General features: G+C 70.0%; 21 protein-coding genes and 1 pseudogene. 9 read left to right on the forward strand and 13 right to left on the reverse strand.

Translation table 11 applies throughout. The features are described from left to right. The first annotated feature begins 16 nt into the window (after window positions 1–16). Complete coding sequence (locus ACGFNK_RS19670) at window positions 17–2,341, forward strand: CoA transferase (RefSeq protein ID WP_393417458.1); 2,325 nt, start codon at window positions 17–19, stop codon at window positions 2,339–2,341. Next, complete coding sequence (locus tag ACGFNK_RS19675; protein ID WP_393417460.1) at window positions 2,338–3,867, forward strand: AMP-binding protein; 1,530 nt, start codon at window positions 2,338–2,340, stop codon at window positions 3,865–3,867. The genes ACGFNK_RS19670 and ACGFNK_RS19675 overlap by 4 nt, the downstream gene beginning before the upstream one ends. Window positions 3,868–3,891: 24 nt before the next feature. On the opposite strand, the gene ACGFNK_RS19680 is transcribed toward ACGFNK_RS19675, so the two are convergent. Continuing rightward, entirely contained in the window at window positions 3,892–4,929 is a 1,038-nt protein-coding gene (locus tag ACGFNK_RS19680) for a Gfo/Idh/MocA family protein (RefSeq protein ID WP_393417462.1), read from the reverse strand. Continuing rightward, entirely contained in the window at window positions 4,926–5,951 is a 1,026-nt protein-coding gene (locus ACGFNK_RS19685) for a Gfo/Idh/MocA family protein (RefSeq protein WP_393417464.1), read from the reverse strand. Before ACGFNK_RS19685 ends, ACGFNK_RS19680 begins: the two co-directional genes overlap by 4 nt. 137 nt (window positions 5,952–6,088) lie before the next feature. Between ACGFNK_RS19685 and tnpA the strand changes: the two genes are divergently transcribed. Together tnpA and ACGFNK_RS19695 are read left to right on the forward strand one after the other, a co-directional pair. Continuing rightward, window positions 6,089–6,538, forward strand: coding sequence for an IS200/IS605 family transposase (gene tnpA / locus ACGFNK_RS19690; RefSeq protein WP_393417465.1), 450 nt, complete (start codon window positions 6,089–6,091; stop codon window positions 6,536–6,538). After that, on the forward strand, window positions 6,535–7,743 hold the full coding sequence (locus tag ACGFNK_RS19695) for an RNA-guided endonuclease InsQ/TnpB family protein (protein WP_393417466.1): 1,209 nt from the start codon (window positions 6,535–6,537) through the stop codon (window positions 7,741–7,743). Before tnpA ends, ACGFNK_RS19695 begins: the two co-directional genes overlap by 4 nt. A gap of 67 nt (window positions 7,744–7,810) precedes the next feature. Here ACGFNK_RS19695 and ACGFNK_RS19700 read toward each other — a convergent pair whose 3' ends face one another. The 3 genes from ACGFNK_RS19700 to ACGFNK_RS19710 are packed head-to-tail and all read right to left on the reverse strand — an operon-like array spanning window position 7,811 to window position 10,994. Beyond that, window positions 7,811–8,659: a carbohydrate ABC transporter permease gene (locus tag ACGFNK_RS19700; protein WP_393417468.1), complete on the reverse strand. Its 849-nt coding sequence runs from the start codon at window positions 8,657–8,659 to the stop codon at window positions 7,811–7,813. 17 nt (window positions 8,660–8,676) lie between these two features. Then, on the reverse strand, window positions 8,677–9,657 hold the full coding sequence (locus ACGFNK_RS19705; protein ID WP_393417469.1) for a carbohydrate ABC transporter permease: 981 nt from the start codon (window positions 9,655–9,657) through the stop codon (window positions 8,677–8,679). Further along, window positions 9,654–10,994, reverse strand: a complete 1,341-nt coding sequence (locus ACGFNK_RS19710; protein WP_393417471.1) for an ABC transporter substrate-binding protein — start codon at window positions 10,992–10,994, stop codon at window positions 9,654–9,656. Before ACGFNK_RS19710 ends, ACGFNK_RS19705 begins: the two co-directional genes overlap by 4 nt. Before the next feature lie 336 nt (window positions 10,995–11,330). Here ACGFNK_RS19710 and ACGFNK_RS19715 point away from each other — a divergent pair, with 336 nt between their 5' ends. Then, window positions 11,331–12,674: an ROK family transcriptional regulator gene (locus ACGFNK_RS19715; RefSeq protein WP_393417473.1), complete on the forward strand. Its 1,344-nt coding sequence runs from the start codon at window positions 11,331–11,333 to the stop codon at window positions 12,672–12,674. 541 nt (window positions 12,675–13,215) lie between these two features. Then, a complete protein-coding gene (locus tag ACGFNK_RS19720; protein WP_393417474.1) occupies window positions 13,216–13,524 on the forward strand; it encodes a transposase in 309 nt (102 codons plus the stop codon). A gap of 29 nt (window positions 13,525–13,553) precedes the next feature. Here the strand turns inward: ACGFNK_RS19720 and ACGFNK_RS19725 are convergent. Beyond that, window positions 13,554–13,864, reverse strand: a pseudogene (locus ACGFNK_RS19725) (molybdopterin cofactor-binding domain-containing protein); the annotation flags it as partial. A 291-nt stretch (window positions 13,865–14,155) separates the two neighbouring features. On the opposite strand from ACGFNK_RS19725, the gene ACGFNK_RS19730 reads away from it, so the two are divergent. Together ACGFNK_RS19730 and ACGFNK_RS19735 are read left to right on the forward strand one after the other, a co-directional pair. Next, window positions 14,156–16,213 (forward strand): discoidin domain-containing protein, encoded by a 2,058-nt coding sequence (locus tag ACGFNK_RS19730; protein WP_393417476.1) that lies wholly within the window; start codon window positions 14,156–14,158, stop codon window positions 16,211–16,213. A gap of 135 nt (window positions 16,214–16,348) precedes the next feature. After that, complete coding sequence (locus tag ACGFNK_RS19735) at window positions 16,349–16,960, forward strand: TetR/AcrR family transcriptional regulator (RefSeq protein ID WP_033319233.1); 612 nt, start codon at window positions 16,349–16,351, stop codon at window positions 16,958–16,960. Window positions 16,961–17,163: 203 nt separating this feature from the next. Here the strand turns inward: ACGFNK_RS19735 and ACGFNK_RS19740 are convergent, their stop codons facing one another. The 5 genes from ACGFNK_RS19740 to ACGFNK_RS19760 form a co-directional block, all read right to left on the reverse strand. Continuing rightward, on the reverse strand, window positions 17,164–18,792 hold the full coding sequence (locus ACGFNK_RS19740; RefSeq protein ID WP_393417478.1) for a hypothetical protein: 1,629 nt from the start codon (window positions 18,790–18,792) through the stop codon (window positions 17,164–17,166). Between the two features lie 30 nt (window positions 18,793–18,822). After that, complete coding sequence (locus ACGFNK_RS19745; RefSeq protein WP_033319234.1) at window positions 18,823–19,659, reverse strand: carbohydrate ABC transporter permease; 837 nt, start codon at window positions 19,657–19,659, stop codon at window positions 18,823–18,825. Then, a complete protein-coding gene (locus tag ACGFNK_RS19750) occupies window positions 19,656–20,627 on the reverse strand; it encodes a sugar ABC transporter permease (RefSeq protein ID WP_352378085.1) in 972 nt (323 codons plus the stop codon). The genes ACGFNK_RS19745 and ACGFNK_RS19750 overlap by 4 nt, the downstream gene beginning before the upstream one ends. A 62-nt stretch (window positions 20,628–20,689) precedes the next feature. Further along, on the reverse strand, window positions 20,690–21,994 hold the full coding sequence (locus ACGFNK_RS19755; protein WP_393417480.1) for an ABC transporter substrate-binding protein: 1,305 nt from the start codon (window positions 21,992–21,994) through the stop codon (window positions 20,690–20,692). 74 nt (window positions 21,995–22,068) lie between these two features. Continuing rightward, a complete protein-coding gene (locus ACGFNK_RS19760; protein WP_393417482.1) occupies window positions 22,069–23,310 on the reverse strand; it encodes an aminotransferase class V-fold PLP-dependent enzyme in 1,242 nt (413 codons plus the stop codon). Between the two features lie 229 nt (window positions 23,311–23,539). On the opposite strand from ACGFNK_RS19760, the gene ACGFNK_RS19765 reads away from it, so the two are divergent. Continuing rightward, window positions 23,540–24,274, forward strand: coding sequence for a FadR/GntR family transcriptional regulator (locus tag ACGFNK_RS19765; protein ID WP_393417484.1), 735 nt, complete (start codon window positions 23,540–23,542; stop codon window positions 24,272–24,274). Between the two features lie 101 nt (window positions 24,275–24,375). Here the strand turns inward: ACGFNK_RS19765 and ACGFNK_RS19770 are convergent, their stop codons facing one another. Both ACGFNK_RS19770 and ACGFNK_RS19775 read right to left on the reverse strand, forming a co-directional pair. After that, on the reverse strand, window positions 24,376–25,329 hold the full coding sequence (locus ACGFNK_RS19770; protein WP_393417486.1) for a polysaccharide deacetylase: 954 nt from the start codon (window positions 25,327–25,329) through the stop codon (window positions 24,376–24,378). Beyond that, on the reverse strand, window positions 25,326–26,138 hold the full coding sequence (locus ACGFNK_RS19775) for a polysaccharide deacetylase (protein ID WP_393417488.1): 813 nt from the start codon (window positions 26,136–26,138) through the stop codon (window positions 25,326–25,328). The genes ACGFNK_RS19770 and ACGFNK_RS19775 overlap by 4 nt, the downstream gene beginning before the upstream one ends. Between the last annotated feature and the right edge of the window lie 29 nt (window positions 26,139–26,167).

Below are 26,167 nucleotides of genomic sequence, written 5' to 3' on the forward strand. Positions count from 1 at the left end.
ACTCACCGGAGGAAACGTGAGCGAGGCGGCTAAGCGCGTCGTCGAACTGTCCAGTCCCTTCGCCCGTTTCGCGGGCAGGCTCCTGATGGGCCTCGGTCACGAGGTGGTGCTGGTCGAACCGCCGGGAGGCGATGCGACCCGGCACGAACTCGACGGCGACGCCTTCGCCCACTGGCACGCCGGGAAGCGCTCGGTGACGCTCGACACGGACACGCCCGAAGGTGCTGCTGAGCTGCGCCGGCTCCTTGAGGGCGCGGACGCGCTGCTCGACGGGAGCACCGAGGGCGCCGAGCCGGTCGCGGCCGGTCTCGATCACCTCGTACACGTACGCGTCACCCCTTTCGGCCTCGTCGGCCCGCGCAGCCACTGGCAGGGCACCGACCTGGTCGTGGCCGCGCTCGGCGGCATGCTGGCGCAGGTCGGCGACCCGGACGGCCCGCCGCTGCGGCTGCCGGAGAACCAGGCGGAGCAACTCGCCGGCGTCAACGCGGCGATCGCCGTCCTGCTCGGTCTGCGGGCCCGCCGGGGCGGCTCCGGGCAGCTCATCGACGTATCAGCACAGGCCTCCGTCGCCGCCGCACTGGAGGCGGGCGCCCTCGCCTACCTGCACGAGGACCGGGTTCCGCCGCGCCCGGGACGGGTGCATCCGCTGGTCCCGCACGGGCTGTTCCGGGCCGCGGACGGCTATCTGGGCGGCGGGCTCGGCGGCAGTCCTCGCATGTGGGACGCGCTGCTCGCCTGGCTGTGCGAGGAAGGCGCGGAGGCCGATCTGGCAGAGCCACGGTGGCAGGATCCCGTCGAGCGCAAAAAGCACCAGGAGCATGTGTTCAAGGTCGTGCAGGACTTCGTGGGCGCCTGGCCGAAGGCCGAGTTCGCGGAGCGGGCGCAGGCCAGGAAACTGCCGTGGGCCGCCGTCGACCTGCCCGACGAACTGCCGGGCAACCCGCAGCTCGCCGCGCGCGGCTTCTTCACCCAGGTCCGGACGGAGCAGGGCGACCGCACCGACCTCGGCTTCCCGTTCGCGTTCCCCGAGGGCCGCCGTGTCACGTCGCTCACCGTGCCCGGGCCCGGTGCCGACCAGACGCTGCTCGACGAACCTCGTCCGGTGCGCCCGGTCGACGGCGACTCCGCCGGCCTTCCCGCACTGGACGGCGTACGCGTCCTCGATCTGACCTGGGTGCTCGCGGGCCCGTACTGCACAAAGGTCCTGGCCGACCACGGCGCCGACGTCATCAAGGTCGAGTCCGTCCGGCGCCCCGACCCGACCCGTTTCGCGCCCTTCATGCACCTTTCCCGGGGCGACCATACGGACCCGGACACCAACGGCTACTTCAATGAGGTCAACCGGAACAAGCGCAGCATCGCGCTCGACACGCGGACCGAGGAGGGCGTCGCGGTGCTCCGCGACCTCATCGCCTCCTGCGACGTCCTCGTGGAGAACTTCAGCGCCACGGTCATGACCGGGCTCGGGCTCGGCTACGAGGCGCTGCGCGAGATCAACCCGGGCCTCGTCTACGTGAGCATGTCGGGCATGGGCCACACCGGACCGCGGTCCGGCTGGGTGTCGTACGCGGACACCGTCTCGGCCAGTGGCGGGCTGACCGGGCTCACCGGCTGGGGCCCGGACGACGTGGTGGGCGTGATCTACGGGCACGGGGACATCGTCGCGGGACTTCAGGCCGCGCTGGCCACGGTCGCCGCGCTGGAGCACCGCACGGAGACGGGCCGCGGACAGCACGTCGACCTCTCCCAACTCGAGGCGATCGCCGCCCACATGGGGACGAGCCTCCTCACGTCGGCACGGTCGCCGATGGGCAACGCAGACCCGCGGTGGAGCCCTCAGGGGGTGTACCGGTGTCTGGGCGCCGACCGCTGGCTCGCCGTCAGCGTCCGCTCGGACGAGGAGTGGACGGCCCTCTGCCATATGATCGGACGCCCCGGACTGGCCGATGACGAGCGGCTGTCGACTGCTGAGGGCCGCAGGCGGGAGAGAGCGCTGATCGATGGCGTACTCGGCGACTGGGCACGGGGGATGCCCGCCGATGCCGCTGCCGAGCTGTTGCAGGAGCGCGGGATTCCGGCCGGTGCGGTGCAGGACGGTCGTGAACTCGTCGAGCAGGATCCGCAGTTGAGGGCCCGTGGCTTCTACGTCCGTCTTGAGCACCCGGCGGCGGGCGCCTTCCTCCACGAGGGTGTGCCCATCCGCCTCAGCGGCACACCGGGCGGAGTGCGCAAGCCCGCACCCCTGCTCGGTGCCGACACCGACGAGGTGCTGAGCGAGGTGGCAGGCATCAGTCCCGAGCGGCTTCGGCGACTTCACCAGGCCGGAGTTCTGCGGTGAGTGGCATCGCGGATGCGCTGACCGTGCCGCAACTGGTCGACACCGCCGCCGAGAAGTTCGGCGACCGGACCTTCCTGCGTGTGGGCGACACGACGCGGACGTACGCGGAGACCCGCGAGGCCACCGCCACCATGGCCGGGGCACTCGCGGCACGGGGCTGCGGACCGGGCGACCGGATCGCGGCCCTGTTGCCCAACCGGATCGAACTCGTCGACCTGATCCTGGGCTGCGCCTGGCTCGGCGCGGTCGTGGTGCCGTTGAACACCGCTCTGCGCGGCCGGTCGCTGCGACATGTGCTGCGCGAAGCTCAGCCGCAATTCCTCTACGCCGAGGCCGAGTTGGCGAAACGTGCCGTCGAGGCCGGCCATCAGGGCACGGTGTGGGTGGCGGGCGAGGAGGACGTCCCCGCGCCCGGCACGACCGGAGCGCTCCCGCCCGCACCGGCACGTCCGCAGGACACCGCCGCCATTCTCTTCACCTCGGGCACCACGGGCGCGTCGCGCGGTGTCCGCTGTCCGCAGGCCCAGTTCGTGTGGTGGGGCCGCAACGTCGCGGACTCCCTGTGCCTGACCTCCGACGACGTGCTCTTCACCTGTCTGCCGCTGTTCCACACCAACGCCCTCAACACGCTCGCGCACGCCATGACGGTGGGCGCGGGCTGCGTCGTCGGCGGGCGGTTCTCCGCAACGCGGCACTGGGCGCAGGTCGCTCAGACCGGTGCGACCGCGGTGTACCTGCTCGGTGCGATGGTGCCCATGCTGCTGGCGCAGCCGCCGGGCCCTCAGGACCGGGCGCACCGGGCGTGGCGCGGGCTGTCGCCGGCGACCCCGGCCGCCGCCTGGGAGCCGTTCCGCGAGCGCTTCGGCATCCGTCTCGTCGACGGGTTCGGCTCCACCGAGACGAACCTCGTCATCGGCTCCACACCCGAGGAGGCCCGTCCCGGCTACCTCGGCACCGTACGCGCGGGCTTCTCCGCCCAGGTGGTCGACGAAGGCCTCGCTCCTGTTGCGGACGGGACGCCCGGTGAACTCGTCGTCCGCAGCCACCGGGAGCACGCCTTCTCGACCGGCTATGTGAACGATCCGGTGCAGCCGTCCGACTCCTGGCGCCGGACCGGCGACCGCGTGATCCGCGAGCCGGACGGCTGGTTCCGCTTCGTCGACCGGATCAAGGACGCCATCCGGCGCCGCGGCGAGAACATCTCCTCGTTCGAGGTGGAGTCGGCGGTCCGCACCCATCCGGCGGTCGCCGAGGCTGCCGCGTTCCCGGTCTCCTCCGAACTGGCCGAGGACGAGGTCATGGTCGCGATCGTCGTCCGGCCCGGCACCGATCTGGACCCGGAGGACCTGACCCGGCACTGCGCGCTGGAGCTGCCCGCGTTCGCCGTGCCCCGCTACATCGAGACGGTCCCGTCCCTGCCGCTGACCGAGACCGGCAAGGTCCGCAAAGCGGCCCTGCGGGAACGCGGCGTCACCGCCGGCACCTGGGACCGGGCACGCACCGCGGGACGCGCCGCCCAGGCCTGACGTCGACGGCCATCTGCCGGGAGTTCAGCCGCCGGTCGTGCCAAGGGCATCCGTCAGTGCGACCGGTTGTCCGGTGCGCAGCGACTCGTAGGCGGCCAGCACGATCCGGAGGGTGCGCAGGCCCGCCTCGCCGTCGGGAGACGGCCGCCGTCCGGTGCGTACGGCGTCGAGGAACTCCTCGAGCATGGCGGCGTCCAGGTCCGCCCCGCCCGCCTCCCAGCGGTCGCGACCGGTGGCGGAGTCGAATCCGCCGAGCAGCGGGGGGAAGGCGTCGAATTCCACGATCGCCTTCTCGCCGACGCAGGTCATGGCGAGCCCGCCCCACGTCGGGTGGTCGGGCGGATGGCTCCAGCTGGCGTCCACGGCGGCGACCAACCCGCTGGGGTACCGGACGGTGACAAGAGCCGCGGTCTCGACATCCGGAGCGGGGCCGTCGTCGTCGAGGATGCTGTTGGCCTGGGCGTACACCTCCGCCGCCTGCTCGCCGTCCAGCAGCGCGTCCACGAGGTCGGCGATGTGGACGGTGTGGTCGGCCAGCGCTCCGCCGCCGGCCAGTTCCGGGTCGGCGAACCAGGGGTGCGAACGGGCCGGGTTCGAGCCGTTGTTGGCTCCGTGGACGCTGATCAGCCCGCCGAGCGAGCCGTCGGCCAGCGCGCGGCGCAGGGCGGTGAAGGCGGGGCTGAACCGTACGGGATAGGCGGTCATCAGCCCGACCCCGGCGCGCTCACAGGCGTCGATCATGGCTCGTGCGTCCGCCTCGGTCGTCGCGAGGGGCTTCTCGCAGAGCACATGTGCCCCGGTCGCGGCGGCCCGCTCGACCAGGTGCCGGTGCCGGGCGTTCTCGCTGGTGACCACCACGGCGTCGGGGCGGAGGGCGAACACCTCGTCCCAGGTGTCGGCGTAGGCGGCACCCAGGCTTTCGGCGAGTTGACGGCCCCGGGTGGGGTCGCCCGGCGGGGCGTCGGGGTCCGCGGTGATCAGTTCGATGCCGTCGCGGTCGCGCAGCAGCCCTATGTAGGTCGCGGCGTGCACATGGGCGAAGGACAGTACAGCGACTCTCACTGGGCAATTCCCCCTGTGGGTACGGTGGTTGGCTCCGGGGCGAGCTCGACGGTCCGTCCGGTACGCGCGGACTGAGCCGCGGCCTCGGCGATGCGGACGGCCGCCACGCCGTCCTGACCGCTCACCCGTGGTTCCGGACCACCCGCGAACGCCTCGGCGAACTCGCGGATCTGGGTGAAGTACGGCGACTCCCCGAAGTCTCCGACGGGTATGCCGTCCGCCGGGCCGCCGGACGCGGCGCCGGTGATCCGCAGGTCGAGGTGGGCCTGGGAGTCGTGCTGGACGGTACCGCCGGTGCCCGACACATGGAACGTGGTGCGGAACGGCGTTGCCGGCGGCCCCCACACCCCTACGACCTGTGTGATGGCGCCTCCCGCGTGGGTGAGTACGACGGTACCGGTGGCGACCGCCCCTTCCGGGGCCGGGGCGGTGAGATGCCCCTGGTGCCGGGCGTGGACCCGTACGACCTCGCCGAACAGCCAGCGGGCGATGTCCATGTCGTGGATCATCTGGTCCGTCAGAATCCCGCCGGAACGCACCGGGTCGGCGAACCAGCCGCTCCAGGTGGGATAGCGGCCGGTACGGGTGAACCGGGCGACCGCCACCCGGCCCAGACCGCCCCCGGCGACCAGGTCGCGAAGCCGGGCGTAGGCAGGGAAGAAGCGCACGACATGTCCCGGGTACAGCCTCACTCCGGCCTCTTGTGCCGCGTCGGCCATCTCCCCGGCCTCGGCCGCGCTGAGCGCCAGCGGCTTCTCACACAGGACATGGGCCCCCGCCGCGACGGCGGCCAGAGTGATCTCCCGGTGGGTGTCGGTCGGGGTGCACACATCCACCACGGCGGCCGCGGCGATCGCCTCACGCAGGGAGCCCACGGACGTCGCGCCGAACTCTCGGGCCAGGGCGGGGGCGCGGCCGTCGGGTGCGTACAGGCGTACCCGCGCGCCGAGGGCGGCCCACGCGGGCAGATGCGTGCGGGCGATGCCGCCCGCACCGATCAGCGCGACTTCGAGTTCTGCCATCCGTGATCTAGCGGGGGGACCCTCGGCTTTAGCCGATGGGGGAATCGCTTCTCTCAACTGCTCTGACCTCAACTTTCTGTACGGATCTGCAGGGCTGGCCTGGGCCACGGCATCACGGACTGTTATACCTGTCGCGTATGTATAGTGATCGCGTGACTGTGGCCAGGAAGGTTCGCCGGTTCTCCGGAGGCGTGTACGACCTCGGGCTGCAGGTGGTGTGGTGCCCGAAGTACCGCCGTCCGGTCCTCGGCGGCCCGGTCGCGGCCCGCCTTGAGGAACTGATCCGGGCCAAGGCCGACGAACGGGGGTGGGAGATCGTGGCGCTTGAGGTGATGCCCGACCACGTCCACCTGTTCGTCAAGCACGATGCGAAGTCGTCGGCGTCATACGTGGCCAACCAGTTCAAGGGCTTCACGTCCCGCGTGCTGCGCACGGAGTTCCCGCACCTCAAGAGCCAACTGCCCACCCTGTGGTCGTCGTCGTACTTGGCCGCTTCCGTGGGCGCGGTCAGCGCGGACACGGTGCAGCGGTACATCGAGACGCAATGGGAGCGTCCGTGGAAGAAGGAGAAGGAGGAGCAGGCGTGATCCGCGCCTACAAGTTCCTCCTGCGCCCCACAACCCGGCAGGAGCAGGCGCTGCGCGAGATGCTCCGGGACCACTGCTCGCTCTACAACGGCGCGCTGCAGGAGCGCCGGGACGCCTGGCGTCACACATCGAAGACGAGCATCAAGTACGGCCACCAGTCCGTGCAGCTCAAGGAGATCCGGGCGTTCGACCCGGAGCGCCAGGGCCGCTGGTCGTTCTCCTCGCAGCAGGCCACCCTGCGCCGCCTGGACAAGGCGTTCCAGGCATTCTTCCGCCGGGTCAAGACCGGCGAGAAGCCCGGCTATCCGCGTTTCAAGGGTGTCGGGTACTTCGACACCGTCGTCTTCCCCAAGGACGGCGACGGCTGCCGCTGGGCCTCCACCCCGCACGATCCACAGACCCGCCTCCGGCTGCAGGGCGTCGGACACATCCGCGTGCATCAGCACCGGCCGGTCAGGGGCCGGGTTAAGACGATCACGGTGAAACGGGAGGGAAGCCGCTGGTACGTGGTCCTGTCCTGCGACGAGGTACCCGCCGAGCCGCTGCCCGCCACCGGCACGGTCGTCGGTATCGACCTGGGCGTCACTCACTTCCTGACCACGTCGGGCGGCGAGCACATCGCCAACCCCCGCTTCCTCCAGGAGGCGGCCGAGGAACTCGCCGCAGCGCAGCGGCACCTGGCGACTTTCCCCCAGCGCACCAAGCGGCGCACCAAAGCCGACCGCGCCGCCGCCCGCAAGGTCGCCAAGATCCACGCGAAGATCCGGCGCCAGCGCATCGACCACGCCCACAAGACCGCGCTCACCCTGGTGCGCGACCATGACGCGATCGCACACGAGAAGCTGAACACCGCGGGCATGACCCGCGCCCCCAAGCCGAAGCCCGACCCCGAACAGCCCGGCGCGTTGCTCCCGAACCAGCGAGCGGCGAAGGCCGGACTCAACCGAAGTATTCTCGACGCGGGTTGGGGGGTGTTCCTCGCGATCCTCACCAACAAGGCTGAAAGCGCTGGTCGGAGTGTCATCGCGGTGGACCCCCGCAACACCTCCCGCACCTGCCCGTCCTGCGGGCACACCGCGAAGGAGAACCGCGTCACCCAAGCGAAGTTCGAATGCACGACGTGCGGATTCGCGGCCCACGCGGACCACGTCGGCGCGCTGAACGTCCTCGACAGGGCCGGGCTGGTCCTCTGCGACGCTGCTTAGCCAGCGACGCAGGAAGCCCGCGCGTTCACGCGTGGGTAGAGTCACGGAATTCTCCGACCTCCTGTGGTCAGCCCTTGAGGGCGCCGCTGAGTACGCCACTGATGAAGTGCCGCTGGAAGAACAGGTAGACGAGCACCACCGGGGCGATCACGATCAGGGTGGCCGCGGCGAGCAGCGGCACGTCGACGCCGAACTGCCCGGTGAAGAAACCCAGTCCGGCCGGGGCCGTACGGCGGGCCGGGTCCTGGATCAGGATGAGCGGGAGCAGGAACTGGTTCCAGCTCCAGACGAAGTACAGAACGCCCAACGTGGTCACCGCCGGGCGGGAGTTGGGCAGCAGGATCCGCCAGAGCGTCGTCCACGACGAGGCGCCGTCCAGCCGTGCGGCCTCCATCAGGCTGCGCGGCATGGTCGAGAAGTGGGCGCGCATCCAGAAGACCCCGAACGGCATGAACGCGGCGATCTCCGCAAGTGCCAGCCCCGGCACGGTGTTGGTCAGGCCGATGGCGCGCAGGTCGTAGTAGAGCGGGATGATGGTGCCCTCGGTGGGGATGGACAGGCCGAGCAGCAGATACGCGTAGAGCCTTCCCCGGCCGGGAACGTCCAGGGTCGCGAGCGCGTACCCGGCGAGGGTTGCGCACACCACCGCGGCCGGCACCACGCACAGCGCGATGACCACGCTCGACCGCAGCAGTGTGCCGAAGCCGGCCGCGGACCAGGCGCGGGAGAAGTTCTCCAGGTGCAGCCCGTCCGGCAGGGCGAAGCCGGTCAGCGGAGCACCCGCCGGCTGGAGTGCTGCCAGCAGCAGGGAGGCGAACGGTACGAGCACGGCGGCCATGAACAGCGCGAGCACGAGGGGTGCCGCGAACCGCCCGGAGGACGCTCTTGTACCGGTGACCGCTCCTGGACCGGTCATCGCTTTGGTAGGTGAGGTCACGGCGCCTCCCTGGAAAGCCGGTTGATCACCAGGACGGCGAGGGAGATGACCCCCGTCAGCACGATCGCCAGCGCGCTGGCCACACCGACGGCGCCACCCCCGAAGGCCAGGCGGTAGATGAGGATTCCGGGGACGACGGTGCTGTTGCCCGGGCCCCCTCCGGTGGTGATGTAGATGAGGTCGAAGCTGGACAGGGCGGCGATCACGGTGATGGACAGTGCCACCGCGAACTCCGGCCGCAGCAGCGGGACGGTGATCGCCGTGAACTCGCGTACCGGGCCCGCCCCGTCCATCCGTGCCGCCTCGTAGATCTCAGGGTCGATGCGCTGGGTCCCGGACAGGAACAGCACCATGCACAGGCCCGAGACGACCCAGCTGCCGATCAGTCCGACGGCCGGCAGGGCCCAGGTGAAGCTGCCCAGCCAGGCGTCGGTGAGGCCGCCCAGGCCGATCGCCCTCAGCGCCTGGTTGAGGGTGCCGTCCTCGGCGTACACCCAGCGCCAGAGGATGCCGACCGCGACCAGCGGGATGACCTGGGGCAGGAACAGCACCGTGCGGACCAAGGTGGTGCCCCGGCGCCCGGCACGCCGGGACACGATCGCCGCCGAGACCAGCCCCAGGCAGATCGGCAGGACGGAGAAGAACAGGATCAGCGCACCGGCATGCCAGGCGGCGGCGCGCAGTTGCGGGTCCGTGGCGATACGGCCGTAGTTGTCGAGGCCGACGAAGGACGGGAGGGTCACCCCGTCCCAGTCGAACAGTGAGAGATAAGCGGTGTGCAGCAGCGGCAGTACGGCGAAGAGCGTGTAGGGCAGCAGCGCCGGCAGCAGGTACAGCAACGCCACGGCCCGGCGTCGGCGGCGGCCGGACCGCGCCGGGCGGGAGTGCCTGCGCACGGTGCCGCCCACCGCGCGCTCCGCCGGACTCTGGGCTCCGGGAGCAGGGGCGGGGCCGGTCAGTCGGTCGGCAGTGGTCATTTGTGATAGTTCTCGAAGTCCGCCTGGAGACCGGCCAGGAACTTCTCGGCGGTGACCTTGCCCCCGGCGAGCAACTGCAGCTGGGTGGTGAGGGTGTCGCCCATCGTCGGGCTGGAGGAGTTCTGGATGAACGGCTGCAGGCCGGCGTCCTTGACGATCGTCTGCCAGCCCTTCTGGACATCGCCCAGCAGCCCGCTCTGGCTCGGCATGGCGCCCGCGTCGGGAGCCATGAAGCCCGCCTTGGCGGTGATGGCGGCGGCCTCCGCGCCGGCGGTGAAGTCGAGGAACGCGGCGGCCGCGGCAGCGTTCTTCGACTTGCTGGAGACGCAGTAGTACACCCCGGCACCGGTGGTGCGTACCTTCCCGCCGGAGGTGACGGTCGGCATGTTGAAGTAGCCGGCCCCCTCCCCCAGACCCTCGGCCACCGCCGCCGCGGCCCAGTTGCCGCTGATCCGGAAGACTCCCTCGCCCTTGGCGAACGCGGCGGTGGCGTCGTTGTCGCTGACGCCGTTGACCTTGGGGGTGACGTACCCCTTGTCCACCCACCGCTTGAGCGTCTCGGCCGCCTTCTCGGCCTCCGGCAGCACGATGGTGGCGCTCTGGTGGCCATAGGCCCACGCCTCGCGGTCCTTCGGCGTCAGATAGACCGAGAGCAGCACGTTGAAGGCGTGGTTGAGGCCGCCGTCGAGGTTGCCGGCGACCAGTGCGGTCTCACCGGCCGCCTTGGCCTTGGCGAACAGGGCCTCCAGCTCGTCCAGGGTGGCCGGAGGGACGGTCAGGCCCAGCTTCTGCGCCTTGGCCTTGTTGTAGTAGACGCCTTCGAACGACAGGCCCGCGCCCACCCCGTACAGGTCGCCGGTGCCGACGGTCTTGCCGTCCGAGGTGAGGGTGATCTGGTCCAGGCCGGGGAACTTCTCCGCCCAGCCGTACGCCTTGCCGTACTCGCCGACCTTGAGCAGCAGCCGTCCGGGGACGAGGTTCTGCATACCGGAGGTGAACTGGGCGATGTCGGGGGCGCTGTCGGCCGACATGGTGGTGTTGATGCTCTTGAGGTAGTCGTCCCAGCCGGTGTAGTTGCGCTTGACGGTGATGTTGGGGTGCTTCTCGCGGAAGGCCGCGATGAGGCCCGGGGTCATGGTGGTGTCGTCGGCGTCGGCGACCACCAGCGTGATCTTCTCGTCGGCCGGTATCGCCGTGGAGACGGGACCGGAACTGCTCTTGTCGGACGACGATGCGCCTGGGGTCAGATCGCTGCACGCGGTGAGCGCCGCGGCGCCGATTGCGCCGGTGGCCGTGAGGAACGTACGTCTGGACAGGGACGACGGGCTGGGGCTCATGGGGTCTCCTGGGCGTGACGGGACAGGGAAAGCCGACGGCGGGGCCGGCCGGCGGTGGAGACGTGGTGCATGAGGCCGCGATGGTGCGCGGCGCGACGGAGGCGGCGCGAGGAGGGTGGGAAGACGCCGTGGACGGGGCCGGATCGCGGTGGGTCCTGCGAGCGGCGGGATTTCGGCAGCTCAAGGAACTTGATCAGTGAGCTCGGTAGTTCGATAACGCAGTTGCGTTTTATAATCGGAGCGAGCCCGGCATGCGTCAAGGACTCATGGCTGGATTGTTATCGTCGGGGCGGTCCGCACCGGTCCCCGTCGGGCCGCTCCACAGGAGGTTGATCATTGGCCACGTCCAGGGACCGCTCCCCGTCCACGGCCCCCGCCACGCGGGCGCTGTGGCCGCTCGGCGGGCTGCCGGAGCCGAACTCCCCCGGGCGCGAACTGCCCGCGGTGGTGGGCGTCGCGGACCTGCGTGCCACGAACGCCGCGGCCATCCTCGCCGCCGTCCGCTCGACCGACCCGCACCCCCGGCTCTCCACCCTGGCCGAGGCAACCAAGCTCTCCCGCCCCACCGTTGAGGCGATCGTCGAGGAACTCATGGACTGCGGCCTCATCGAGGTCGCCCCGGCCGTCTCCGCCCGTGGTCAGCGTTCGCCCGGCCGCCCGGCCCGCCGGTTCCGCTTCTGCCCGCGCGCGGGCTTCGTCATCGGCGTGGATGTACGGGCCCGCTCGGTGAGCGCCTGCCTGGCCGACCTCGACGGCCGGCCGGTGGCCGTCGAACGCAAGGCGGTGCGCGCCGACTTGGGCGGCCGGGCCCGCGCCCGCGCCGTGACCGGGGTGGTGCAGCGCGCGATCGACCGCTCCGGCGCCGACGCCGACGCCCGACGGGTGTGGGCCGCGACGGTGGGCACCCCCGGCCTGGTGGACCGGAGCAACACCCGTATCCGGCAGGCCGACAACCTCAAGGGCTGGGCCGAGGCGGACATCGTCAGCACCCTCCGCGACGCCCTCGGCTGCCCGGTCGCCGTGGAGAACGACGCCAACCTCGCCGCGCTCGGCGAGCAGTGGCGCGGGGTCGGCGGCGCAGCCGACGAGATGGTCTTCGTCCTGCTCGGCGAACGCCTCGGCGCCGGTGTCATCACCGGGGGGCGCCTGCTGCGCGGACACCGCGGTGCGGCCGGTGAGATCGGCTTCATCCGCTTCCCCGGCAGCCCCTCCTCGCAGCCCGGCCTCGAACCCCTGGTCCCGGACGCCGTTGCCCCTGATCCTGCTGACCCTGTGCGGCGCACCGGTACCGACATCGTCCGTGGCGCCGCCTCAGGGGATCCCGAAGCAGTCGCGGCCATCACGTCGTACGGGCGGAGGCTGGCCGCCGGGATCGCCCCCGTGCTGCTGGCGCTCGACCCGGCGCTGGTCGTGCTCGGCACCAGCCTCTTCCCTGTCCCCGGCCTGCTTCCGGCGGGTGAACTCCTCCTGAGCGCAGCCGAGGAGGAAGCCGGCAGCCTCCTCGTCGACCTGCCGCAGTGGCGGCTGTCCGCCCTGGGCGACGAGGCCGTGATCACCGGCGCGGTCCGCTTCGCCCTCTCCTCCGTCGAAGAGGTGCTGCGCACCCGGCCCACCAGCCTTCCGTCCCAGGGCGCGCTCGGCCGGCCCACGGGCGTGGAGACGGGAGCAGAAGCCCCCTAGGAAGTGTCGTCAAATGGACACTTGCCAGGGCGCAAGGGCTGACCTTCGGTCTGGCCTGCACGTACCATCCCGCGCATGGGGAAGTGGGGATTTCTGCTGGGGCTGCTTTGCGCCGGGATGCTTGGCTGGGCGTTGGCTGGAGCGGTGACCAGTGGCTGCGGGCCATCGCGTCGAGGCGGCTGTGGTGTTCCAGAGGGGGCCGGCTGGTATTTCGCAGCGATGATGACCGCGCCGTTGCTTTTGGTCTTCCTCGCGCACTCAGTGACCCGCCACGGCGGCGGGGGGCCAACAGCACTGGGCGTCTCTGCCGGGTTGCTCGTGAGCATCGCATTCGTACTGTCCAATGACCCAATGCTGCCACGCATGTGGGGTCTGACTGTGGTTCTTGCGGGCTTGGCGATTGGTACGCCCCTCGTGGCGTGGCGCCTGGGTCGCAACCGACGCACTTCGCCCGCTCAGAGGTGGCAGCCTTGATACGCCATCATGAACTGCCCGATGGTGAGTGGGAGTTCGTCCGGTCGCTTCTGCCTGCGTCGATTAGGTGGCGAAAGCGGCTGGACGACCGGCGTGTCCTGAATGGGATTGGAAGTTCCGCACAGGGACAGCCTGGCGGGACGTGCCCGAGCGGTACGGGCGCTGGGCCACGCTCCACACCCGTTTCCGCCGATGGGCGACGGACGGCATCTTCGAACTAACGTTCAAGGCTGCCCAGGCTCGGGCGGACGCGGCCGGGAACATCGAATGGCTGATGCCGGTCGACTCCACCATCGTCCGTGCGCACCAGCATGCCGCCGGAGCCCGAAAAAGGGGTTCCGCGACCCTGGCCTCGGACGTTCCCGAGGCGGCCTGACGCGCAAAAAGCGGCCGCGGCCGTGATCAGGAGCGTGTGCCCGTCGAACCGCCGGCGATGGACCCCGGTCCGAAGTCGCTGTCCCCGATGCGCACTTGCACGCGGCCCCGGTGTCATCTTCAGCGCGTCGGCGGCGATCAGGATGAGCGGTCCGTGCACGGGTTCCGTTGTCCGACGCGTTGATCCGCAAGGTGAAGGTGTCGTCCGCTTCCGCCGTCGACGGTATGGCTCCCGCGGGGAAGGACGCCGCCGCAGTGCCGGTGCCGAGCGACCGGCGTCCGTCGCGACGCAGGCCGGGACGCGGGTCCCGGCCTCCCCAGCCGAACCGGCGGGCACCCTCGGTTCTTGGGTGCGGGTGCGCTGTGGCTTGTCGCGCAGTTCCCCGGGCCGCCTTCCGGGGCTGCCCGTTCAGCATTCTTCGACGGTCACGCAACAGCGCCCGGAGGCTCGGACGACCGACAAGCCATCAGGTCATCTGTCCCGGACTCTTGACTCTGTTAACCACAGTCGCGATTCTCATGACATCCGCTTGTACGAGTCATGACAATCAGGGCCGACTTAGTCATGCCCATGCCCGTCTGTCTGGCTCCTCAACGGCGCCATCCGCCGACCGGAGACGTGAGTGATGACCATGACTCGACAGCCACACCGCAGGCGTAGCCCCATCACGGTTCTCTCGCTGCTCCTCATCGTGATGACCATGACGCTCGGCCCCACGTCCAGTTCCGCGGCCGAGACGGACTGGTGGACCCCGGTCGCGCGGCCCGCGCCGGACTCCCAGATCAATGTCACGGGCGAGCCCTTCAAGGGCACCGACTCCCAGGGGGAGGTACGGGGCCTCGTCGACGCGCACAACCACCTGATGTCCAACGAAGCCTTCGGCGGCCGGCTCATCTGCGGCAAGCCGTTCTCCGCACTGGGGATCACCGACGCGCTCAAGGACTGTCCCGAGCACTATCCCGACGGCTCGCTCGCGATCTTCGACTTCATCACCAAGGGCGGCGACGGCAAGCACGACCCGAACGGATGGCCCACGTTCAAGGACTGGCCGGCGTACGACTCGATGACCCATCAGGCGAACTACTACGCCTGGATCGAGCGCGCCTGGCGCGGCGGTCAGCGGGTCCTCGTCAACGACCTCGTCACCAACGGCATGATCTGCTCGGTCTACCCCTTCAAGGACCGCAGTTGCGACGAGATGACCTCGATCCGGCTCCAGGCGAAGCTGACGTACGACATGCAGGACCACATCGACAAGATGTACGGCGGCACCGGCAAGGGCTGGTTCAGGATCGTCACCGACAGCGCGCAGGCCCGCGAGGTCATCGAGCAGGGCAAACTGGCCGTCGTTCTCGGGGTCGAGACCTCAGAACCGTTCGGCTGCAAGCAGGTCCTGGACGTCGCGCAGTGCAGCAAGGCCGACATCGACCGTGGGCTGGACGAGCTGTACGACCTGGGTGTGCGCAGCATGTTCCTGTGCCACAAGTTCGACAACGCCCTGTGCGGGGTCCGTTTCGACGAGGGTGGTCTCGGTACGGCGATCAACGTCGGCCAGTTCCTGTCGACCGGCACCTTCTGGAAGACGGAGAAGTGCGCCGGTCCGCAAGCCGACAACCCCATCGGCGGCGCGGCGGCGCCGGGCGCCGAGGAGGAACTGCCGGCAGGTGTGGAAGTCCCGTCGTACGACGAGAACGCGCAGTGCAACACCCGCGGGCTCACCCAACTCGGCGAGTACGCGGTGCGCGGCATGATGGACCGCAAGATGATGCTCGAGATCGACCACATGAGCGTCAAGGCCACCGGCCGGGTCCTCGACATCTTCGAGGCGGAGTCGTACCCCGGTGTGCTCTCCTCGCACAGCTGGATGGACCTCAACTGGACCGAGCGGGTCTACCGTCTCGGCGGCTTCGTCGCCCAGTACATGCACGGCTCGGAGGAGTTCAGCGAGGAGGCCGAGCGCACGGACGCGCTGCGTGAGAAGTACGGCGTGGGCTACGGCTACGGCACCGACTTCAACGGCATCGGAGAGCACCCCGCCCCGCGCGGCGCCACCACCTCGAACCCGGTCACGTACCCCTTCAAGAGCGTCGACGGCGGCTCCGTCATCGCCAAACAGACCACCGGCGAACGCACCTGGGACTACAACACCGACGGCGCCGCCCACGCCGGCCTGATCCCGGACTGGATCGAGGACATCCGGCGGGTCGGCGGCCAGGACGTCGTGGACGACCTCCTGGGCGGCGCCGAGTCCTACCTCGGCACCTGGGGAGCGTCCGAGGACCACAAGGCCGGCGTCAACCTCGCCTCGGGCTCGACCGCCTCGGCCAGTTCCTCGGAGTCGAACCCGTTCACGAGTTACGCACCCTCCAGGGCCGTGGACGGCAAGCCGGACACCCGCTGGGCGAGCGACTGGAGCGGCGACCAGTGGCTCCGGCTCGACCTCGGGTCCGCGAGCCTCGTCAAGCGCGTCACCCTCGACTGGGAGCGCGCCTACGGGAAGGCGTACCGCATCCAGCTCTCCACCGACGGCACGAACTGGCAGTCCGTATGGTCCACTACCACCGGCGACGGCGGTCTGGACACGGCCCGGTTCACCGGCGTGCCGGCCCGCTATGTGCGCGTCCAAGGGCTCGAGCGGGGCACCGAATGGGGATACTCCCTCCGCGAAGTCGGCGTCTACAGCAGATGACGGCACCGAATCGGTGCCCAGGGGCCGCGGCCGGCCGGATCAGCTCGCCTGATCCGGCCGGCCGCGGGCCGCCTTCCCGGCGGAACACAAGAGCCGAGACACAAGAGCAGAGACACGAGAGCAAAGGGAATCCACATGGCACGGATGCCGTCGGCCGAGCGGCGCCGACAGCTCACCGAGGCGGCGATCCGTGCGATGACCCGAGACGGCGTCCCCCGGACGACGACCCGGTCCATCGCCGCCGAGGCGGGTGTGTCACTGAGCGTCTTCCACTACTGCTTCGACTCCAAGCAGGCCTTGATCGAGTCCGTCATCGAGACGATCACCGGTCATTACGTCACGGTGGTGAAGGAAGCGATCCGGCCGAAGGCCACCCTGCGGGAGACCATCGGGGCCGGCTTCCAGGCCTACTGGGACCATGTGTCCGCCAATCCGGGCGAGCACATGCTCACGTATGAACTGACTCAGTACGCCCTGCGCCAACCCGGCTTCGAGCATCTGGCACGACGGCAGTACGAGCTGTACTCCGACACCTACGCCGAACTCATCGAACAGCTCCGGCACAGCATGAACTTCGAACTCCGCGTACCCGTCCCCGTGTTGGCCCGCTATCTGGCCGCCATGACCGACGGCCTGACTCTGAACTTCCTCGTCCTCGGCGATGACGCGGCCTGGGCGGACATTCTCGACACGATCACCGACCACGTGGCCGGTCTCGTCCGGGACGAGGCACCCGCGGCGACCTGAACGCCGGGCTCCGCCCCTGGCTGGTAGGGCCGCGGAGTCGATCGGGCGGGTGCCCCTGATCCTCCCCTGATCCGCCAGGGGACGGGGAACCCGCGGAGCATTCGGGCCCCTCGATGGAGCCGATGTCGATGTAGCCGATGACTGGGACGGTGCGGCCGTCGCGGGTGTGCGGTGGGAGTCGAGCTTGATCGTGAGCTCCTCGCCTACAGCGGAAGCAGCGGCCACGCTCCCCAAGGCTGCGACCACGAGTACGCGAGGTTCATGTCGCCGGTCCGCCAGCGGCGCGGAGTGGTGGTGGCGAGCCAGTCCAGGGGTTCGACGCCGCCCGGCTGTCCGCCGTCCAGGGCGAGGCGGACGGCCGCGGTGAGGTCGGCGTCGGCCTGAGGGGTGCGGGCCGCGGGGTCGACGGAGACGAAGAGGGCGGTGCCGGAGCGAGCCACGAGGTCGAGGAACTGACGGTTCAGCGCCCACTCGGTCGCCGGGGTGCACGGCACGCAGTCGGCGTCCACCGCGTAGAAGCGGTTGTGCTGGGCGAGGCGGAAGGCGAGGGTGTTGATCCCCATCCGGCGGGTGCGCTCCCAATGCCGGCCGGAGGTGTCGTCACCGGTGCGTTGTACCTCCACCAGGCCGGCGGCCAAGTGCCCGACGGTGTTGCAGCCGAGCACCAGCGCGTCTCCGGCGGCCTCGGCGATGGTGCGGTACAGGGCCACCAGAACCTCGGCGGTCGTACGGGTACGGTCGGCCAACTGCCAGCCGGGACCAGCCATTTCAGGCGGCGTGTCCGGGTGGAAGCGGCCGAAGACGTCGTACGTGCTGAAGTCGTGCTTGATCAGCTCGAAGCCCCAGGCGCGGAAGCGGGCGACGTCGGCGGCGACGGCGGCCAGCGTGGCGTCCGACGACGGGTCGAGCCGGATCCGGTCACTGGGGCTGACGGCATCGGTGCGCATGCCCTTGGTCTCGATGCGGGACAGCAGCGGCCTGAACCACAGGCCCGGCCGGGCGCCTTGGGCGGCGATGCCGGCGGCCAGGCCCGCCATGTCGTCGAACACCCCCGGCAGGCCGACGTCCCATGGCCCGCCCGGCGCACTGCCGCCGCCCTCCGTCCAGCCATCGTCGACGACGCAGAAGGGCCGTACCGGATGGTCGCCCGCGTACTCGGCGATGGTGGCGGCGTCGCGCAGCACGGCGTCGGGACCGAAGTCCTTGCCGTAGGCGTAGTACCAGTTGTTGCAGCCGACCACCGGCTGCTCGGGCAGCAGCGGGTCGGGGGACATGGCGGCACACAGCGCCTGGAGCGCCGCGTACGGGGTGGTGCCGGCGTCGGCCGCCACGCCGACCACGGTGGCGGCGGCCAACTCCCGCTCCCCCGGGAGCACCGGCAGGCCGCCGGAGCGTACGTCCAGCCACAGGGTGGTGCCGTCCTCGTCCACCGTCCAGCAGCACAGCGCGCCGGCACGGGTGCGTACGCCGAACCCCGCGGTAGTGCCGACGACCGGGTCGGTGCCCAGCCAGTACCAGGGCAACGGCCGCTCCGGCTGGATGCCGCGCCACTGCAACTCGCCGTACGAGCGCTCCCAGGCGTCGCCCAGCACGAGGGCGGGCCGGTGTCCGCCGGGGTGGTGCCACCAGCGCAGCGCCACCTTCGACAGGCCGTGCGGGCCCGGGGCGGCAAGAGCCAACTCCAGCCCGCCGTCCGGCTGGTGACGTGCCGTCACTTCGACGCCGGGCGCCGTCCAGCGGCCCGGCCCCGCCGGTGTGGCGGAGCGCGGGTCCCCGTCCGCCGCGATGATCACGTGGACGGCATCGGGCAGGGGAACATCGATCACGGACATGACGTGCCGCCTCTCTCAGCCCTTCGCCTCTCAGCCCTTCACCGCGCCGGACGTGAGCCCTTGGACGATGTGGCGGCTGGCGAAGGCGAACAGCAGCATCGTGGGCAGGATGGTGAGGACCGCCGCAGCGGACATGGAGCCCCAGTCGATGTTGAAGCTGGAGATGAATCCGTTCAGGGCCGTGGGGACGGTCTTTTTGGTGTCGCTGTTCATCAGCGTCACGGACAGGAAGAGTTCGTTCCAGCAGTTGACGAAGTTGAAGATGAACGCGGCCACGATCCCGGGACGCATCACCGGCAGCAGCACCCGGAACAGCGCCCCGAACCGGGACAGGCCGTCGATCATGGCGGCCTCCTCCAGCGCGTCCGGGATGTTCTCGAAGAAGCCGCGGAGCATCACCGTGCAGAACGGGATGCAGACGGCGATGTAGACGAGGATGAGCCCGAGCCGGTTGTCGACCAGCTTGAGGTCGGTCATCAGCAGGTACAGCGGTCCCAGCGCGATGAAGGTCGGGATCATCTGGGTGACCAGGGCGGCCATCAGCAGCGCGGACTTGGTACGGAACTCGAAGCGGGCCAGTACGTACGCCGACAGCATCGAGATCGCCGTGGCGACCGCGCCCGCGACGGTCGCCACGATGAGGCTGTTGGTGAGGTAGACGCCGAAGTCGGCCTTGCCGAACAGCCCGCTGTAGTTCTCCAGCGAGAAGCGCTCGGGCCAGTAGGCGATCGGGAAGGTGAAGATGTCGCCGGGTGCCTTCAGCGACGTGATGGTGATCCAGTAGAGCGGGAAGACGGTGAAGACCAGCCACAGCCCCAGGAAGGTGAACTTGGTGGCCCGGCCGGCCGTGGACTCCTTGCCGATCACGGCTTCACCTCTCGCTTCTCGCGCGTGGCCAGAAGGAAGAAGACCGCGAACACCAGCAGCGTGGCGACCACGATGAGGCCGAGCGCGGAGGCCCTGCCGTAGTCGCCCTGCTGGGTGATCTTGATCATCCAGGTGGTCACGATGTGCGTCTCGTTGTTGGGTCCGCCGCCGGTCATTCCGAAGATCAGGTCAGGGAAGTTGAAGATCCAGATGACCCGCAGCAGCACGGTCAGCGCGAGGGTGACCCTGATGTACGGGATCGTGATCTGGAACAGCGTGCGCACCTTGCCGGCTCCGTCGAGCGCCGCCGCCTCGTACAGCTCCTCGGGGACGGACTGCAGCGCGGCCAGGATCATGATCGTGAAGAAGGTGACCCCGTACCAGACGTTGGCGACCACGACGGCGAACATCGCGGTCTTCGGGTCGGCCAGCCAGGCGACCGGCTCGTCGATCAGCCCGGCCTTCTGGAGCAGGTCGTTGACCACACCGAACTCGCTGTTGAACAGCCAGCGGAACAGGATGCCGATGAGGAATCCGGAGATCGCCCAGGGGAAGAAGACCAGCGCCTGGTAGAGGCCGCGGAAGCGGAACTTCCGGCGCAGCCACAGGGCGAGGGCGAAGCCGATCACCAACTGGGGCACGATCGAACCGAACACCCAGACGGCGGTGTTGGTAAGGACGGTGCCCCAGGCGGGGTCGGCGAAGACGTCACGGAAGTTCTTCAGGCCCACCCATGAGGTGTCGCTCAGGTCCGTCAGATTCCAGTTGCGGAAGGCCATCTGGCTGCCGGCGATCATCGGGTAGTACGTGAAGACCGCCACGAAGATCGCGGCCGGTGCCATGAAGGCGGCGATGAGCAGCCCGCGCCGGGAGGTGAACTCCGGCTTGCGGCGGCCCCGTTCGGTGCCTCGGGCGGGCGGGTCTCCCCCCTTCCGGTTCCGGGAGGAGCCCGCCGACGCCGTTTTCATCGTTTCCGTCGCACTTGTACTCGTACTCGAACTCGTCGTTTCGGACGCGGACGGCATTTTGCCTAGCCCTCCTGCTGCCACTTCTCGGTCCAGTACGCGTCCCAGCCGGCCAGCAGCGCCTTGGGCGTCAGCTTGCCGAGCACCATCTTCTGCACGTCGGCGTCGGCCTTCTGCTGCCACTCGGTCCACCATGCGACGCCGCGCGGCTGGCTGACGTTGAGGTACTTCTCCGGCTGCTCCGTCATGGTGACGTAACTGGACCAGGGGCCGGTCTTGTAGAACGGGTCCTCGGTGGCCGACTTGAGGATCGGCACCAGGCTGTTCTTCTTGGTGAAGGTCGTCGACGCCTCGCCCTCGGAGAGGAACTCGACCAGCTTGACGGCCTCGGCCTTGTTCTTGCTGCCGTCGGCGACGCCCCATCCGGCGGTGGCCAGCGGCTGGACGGTCTTGCCGCTGGGGCCTGCCACCAGCGGGGCGGTGTCCCACTGGTCCTTCGCGATCGCCTTGGACTCCGAGACGGTGGCGATCACTTCGGGATCCTGGAGCAGGAAGGCCGTGGAGCCGTTGGAGAAGCCCTCGACCATCTCCGGATAGCCCCAGGACACGGACGACTTCGGGGACGCCTGTTTGAAGAGCTTGAGGTAGGTCTCCATGGCGTCGAGAGCCTCGGGCACGGAGAAGATCGTGCTGCCGTCCTTCAGCTTGAAGCCGTTGGCGGGGTCGATCTCGTCGGCGACGTACGCCTCGATGACGGCGGTGGCGTTGCCGTTGGCGTTGGCCCCGCCGCGGAAGGCGTACCCGTAGCGGCGCTTCGCCGGGTCGTGGATGGCGGAAGCCTGCGTCAGCAGCTCGTCCCAGGTGGCCGGCGGCGCGCTGAAGCCGGCCTCCTTGATCAGGTCGGTGCGGTAGAAGACGCTCAGGCCGTAGAAGCCGTACGGGACGAAGTAGGTCTCGCCGTCGGCGTCCTGGGAGGCCTTGACGGCGTTCTCCGTCATGGCATCCCAGCCCTTCCAGCCGGTGAGGTCCTTCTTCATGTCGTAGAGCCAGCCGTTGTTCGACCACGGGCCCACGGTGGTGTCCCGCACCTCGAGGGTGTCCACGCCACTGCCGGACTGGAGCATCTGCTGGATCTTCTGGTCGGCCTGCTCGGTGGGCGGCGAGACCAGATTGACCTTGATCTTGGGGTTCTGCTGTTCGAAGTCCGCTATGAGGTCCTTCAGCAGATCCGTGCGGGCGGGGTTCGTCAGGCTCTCGACCATGTTGAGGGTGACCGTTCCGCCACCACCACCGCCGCTCATGGCGGAGCAGCCGGTCAGTACCATCGTGGCGGCTGTGCCGAGGGCGAGAGCTGCCGTCCTTCTTCTCATCGTGCCGACCTCTTCCTGGGATACGGCCGCGCTGGCAGCGGCATCGGGGACGGGGGTTGGAGGGGTCGCGCCGCCTACGACGCGCCGGGCTGTTCGCGGGCCGCGCGGGCCCACTCGCCGAGGACGGGGACGCAGTCCTCGGCGAAGTACTCGTAGTCGGCGGCGGTGTTGTAGACGTGCGCGGACAGCCGCAGATAACCGGTGCCGCCGAAGCTGGTGAAGGCCGTCTCCACGCCCAGTTCCCGGGCGGCCCGGTCGCGCAGCGCGTCGGCCTCGACGCGGCTGGCGCCCAGTCCCGCCGGCAGCCGCACCAGACGCATTCCGGGCACCGGCATGCCCACGTCGACGGCGCTGGGTTCTCCGGTGAGCTCGGCGAAGGCGGCGCCGACGACGCGCTCGGCGTAGCCGACCAGGTCGTCCATGTACTGGCGGGCGGTCCCCCAGCCCCAGGTGCGCTCGATGAGGTCCAGCGCCGTCGGCGCCGCCAGATAGCTGGTGAGGTCCACCGTTCCCTGCTGGTCGAAGCGGTCGGGATACGGATCGGCGGCGCCCCACGAGTCGATCAGGGGGTAGAGCTGCTCGCGCCGCGGGCCGCGGGCGACCAGCGCGGCGGTGCCGCGCGGTGCGCAGCCCCACTTGTGCAGGTTTCCGGCCCAGAAGTCGCACGTCACACCGTCGAGGGGGGCGGCGATCAGACCAGGGGCGTGGGCGCCGTCGACGAGCAGCGGGATGTCGCGCCGCCGGGCCTCCGCGCCGATCCGCTCCACCGGCATCCGGCGTGCGGTCGCCGAGGTGATGTGGTCGAGGACGATGAGATCTGTGGCCTCGCCGATCTCGGCGGCCACGGCCTCGTACGCCTGCTCCTCGTCCGCGTCCAGCGGCACCCGGGCGGTGCGGACCCGGCCGCCCCAGCGGCGTGCCAACCGTTCGGCGCCCATGGTCACAGCCCCGTAGCCGTGATCGGTGACGACGATCTCGCCACCGCGGCGGCGGGAGAGGCCGGCGAACACGACGCTGGCACCGGCACTCGCGTTCGGCACCAGGGCGAGGTCGTCCGGGGCGACCCGCAGGAAGGCGGCGAGTTCGACCCGGGTGGCGGCGATCCGCTGGGGCAGCGCCGGGAACCACACCACCGGGGAGCGGTCCATTTCCGCACGCAGCTGGTTCTGCCGCTCCTGCGCCACCGAGGGGACCGCCCCGAACGAGCCATGGTTCAGGTGCTTCATCGCGGGGTCCAGCGACCACGCCCTGGCGGCGGGCCGACCGTCGGCCAGCAGGAGGGGGCGCGGGGCGGTGGTGACCTCGGTCTCGCTCACATCACTCCATATCTGCCCGGCCTGAGTGCCCGAGACATCAGACAGTGCCTGACCTTTTCCCGGAGACGTATGATGACTCGGCATCCTGGCATGGCACTTTCGAGCCTGCAAGGCTTGTGCAAGGGAAAGTCATCAGATGAATCCTGGCCGATACATACAAGACATCTGATGACTCGGTACAGTGCACACGGGCTTCGGTGATGCCGCCGGTCCGTCAGGGAGGAGTCGAATGTCCGCAGTCGACAAGGCGTTTCACGGCCTACGACACATGATCGCGACGGGACGTCTCGGTGCGGGCGAGCGCATCCCGCCCGAGGCCGAGCTCGGCGAGGAACTCGGCGTCTCGCGGGGATCGTTGCGTGAGGCCGTGCGGATGCTCGCGGCCCTGGGAGTGATCGAGCCGCGGCACGGCTCGGGTACCTACGTCTCCCAGCTCAGGCCGGAGGACATCATCGGCAGCCTCTCGCTGACCCTCGAACTCCTGCCGCTGCCCGGCCTGTTGGAGGTGTACGAGATCCGGCGGGTCCTGGAGGCTCATGTCGCGGCCAAGGCCGCCGCGCGCCGAACCCCCGAGACCGTGCGGACGCTCTTCTCGCTCATCGAGGCGATGGAGGCCACCGACGACCCCGCCGAGGCCTCGGAGCTCGACCACCGCTTCCACGCGGAGATCGCCCGGGCCGCCGAAAACCCCACCCTCGCCTCCCTGCTCGCGGTCTTCCGCGCCCGCTCCCGCAAGTACCAGGTCTTCACCCTCCCTGAGGGCCCCGAGCTGCGACGCAAGAGCGACGCGGACCACCGCGTGCTGGCCACCGCGATCGCCGACCGCGACCCTGGCTCCGCCGCGGGCGCTGCCGAGGCCCACGTCACCCAGACGGAGCGGTGGCTGCGTGCCTTCATGCCTCCGGTGGAGGAGGGCGCCCAAGGCCGGGAGAAGAGCGGCGAGGCTGACGGCGCCCTGAGCTGATGGCACTCGGCCGTCGGCAGGCCGTGCCCCGCGGCGCCCGTCACGGGGCGGGCCGGCCGGCCAGAGGGAATCGACGCGACAACCAATGGGGGTCCTGGCCGTCAAACTGCCTCATTCCAAGCAGCTCTCACCCTCTCGGGGTGGCCCTCCGATCCCGTCCCCGGATCGGCCGCCCGACGCCAGTGCTCCGCCACATCCCGGCCGGTCGCGAACCAGACGTCCCCCTGTGCGCGGACGTGGTCCAGCAGTTCCTCGAGCATCAGTGCCCGTCCCGGCTTGCCGATGGACTGCGGGTCGAGGGCCAGGACCCAGCACAGGCCGTAGTCGCGGTAGGCGTCGAAGGAGTCCTTCCAGTCGTTCAGGACGTCCTGGTAGGCGGCGATGCGGGACTCGGCGGGAGGGAAGGCGACCGGGGCACCGTTGAAGAGGAAGTAGGGGTGGTCGGCGTACTCCCACTGCCAGGGCAACTCCACGACGGGCGTGGGCCGTCCGGCGGACCACAGCAGGTGGGGGCGGTCGTCGCCGTGTGTGGACGAGGACCAGCCGAAGCCCAGTTCGTCGAGGAGCGCGGTGTGACCGTCGCCCATCGGGCCCGGGGCGGCACGCAACCCGGTCGGCCGGGCGCCGGTCACCGTCGTCAGCAGGTCGGCGGTGCGGGACCAGATCTCCCGGAGGTCCGAGGTGGGCGTTCCCCCGGGGACGGTGGGCCCAGCCGCGGCGATCTCATGTCCCGCGGCGGCGACTTGGCGGACCGTGTCGGCGTGGCGCAGCGCGGTGTGCTCGGGAACGAACCAGGTGGCTGGGAGCCCGTACGCGTCCAGGAGGTCCAGGAGGCGCGGGACTCCGCGGGTTATGGCGTACGTCCCCAGCGAGAGGGTCTTGGGCCGGTGCCGGGCGGAGGGGTGCTGCCTGAGCCAGAACAGTTCGGCGTCCAGGTTGAAGGTGAGCACCACCGCGCATCTGGCGCCTCCCGGCCACTGCGGGCGCGGCTGCCGGCGCCGCCGGGTGCCGCTGTCAGCGCCGGGACCCGGCATGGCCGTATCAGAGATGCTCATATCGCCCTCCCCGAAGCGGTCTCGCCGCGCGACCGCCACCAGTCGGCGATCTCGGCACCCGTGGCGAACCAGACGTCACCGGGTCGGCTCATGTGGTCCAGCAGTCGCTCCAGGGCACGCACCCGCTGGGGTTTGCCGATGACCTGGGGATGCAGCATCAGGACGTAGCACAGGCCCCATCGGTGGTAGCCGTCGAACTCGCGGCGCCAGTTGTCGAAGGTGGTGAGCGTGGACGCGATCCGGTCCAGGCCGCGCGGCTCCGGCGGGGACTCGTTGTAGACGAACTGCTGGTAGTCGTCCAGCTCCCAGTGCGCCGGGATCTCGATCAGGTCCAGGGCGTGGCCGTCGGCCTGCCAGCGGTAGGGCCGGTCGTCGCCGCGCATGGAACTGGAGTAGGAGAAGCCCAGCTCCGCGAGGAGGGTGGGGGTGTCGGCTGCGATGTCGCCGCTGGGGCTGCGGAAGCCCACCGCGCGTACTCCGGTGGTACGTTCCAGCAGGTCCTGGCTCCGCTGGATGATGTCGCGCTGTGCCGCGCGGGAGTGGTCGAAGAAGGTCTCGTGCATCCAGCCGTGATGGCCGATCTCATGGCCGGACGCGGCGATGTCCTTCACCACGGCGGGCCATTGTTCGACGATCTTGCCCGGCACGAAGAAGGTGGCGGGCAGTGAGCGGTCCTCCAGCAGATCCAGCAGGCGCGGGGTGCCTCGCCAGGGGCCGTACGCGCCGATGGAGAAGCCCCGCGCGTCGTCCCACTGCCCGGTGGCGCGTTCGAGCCACAAGGTGGGGCCGTCCAGGTCGAAGCTGAGCATGACGGCACAGCGTGCCCCGCCCGGCCAGT

Source organism: Streptomyces sp. NPDC048825 (assembly GCF_043198355.1).
Taxonomy (GTDB): Bacteria; Actinomycetota; Actinomycetes; order Streptomycetales; family Streptomycetaceae; genus Streptomyces; species Streptomyces xiangluensis.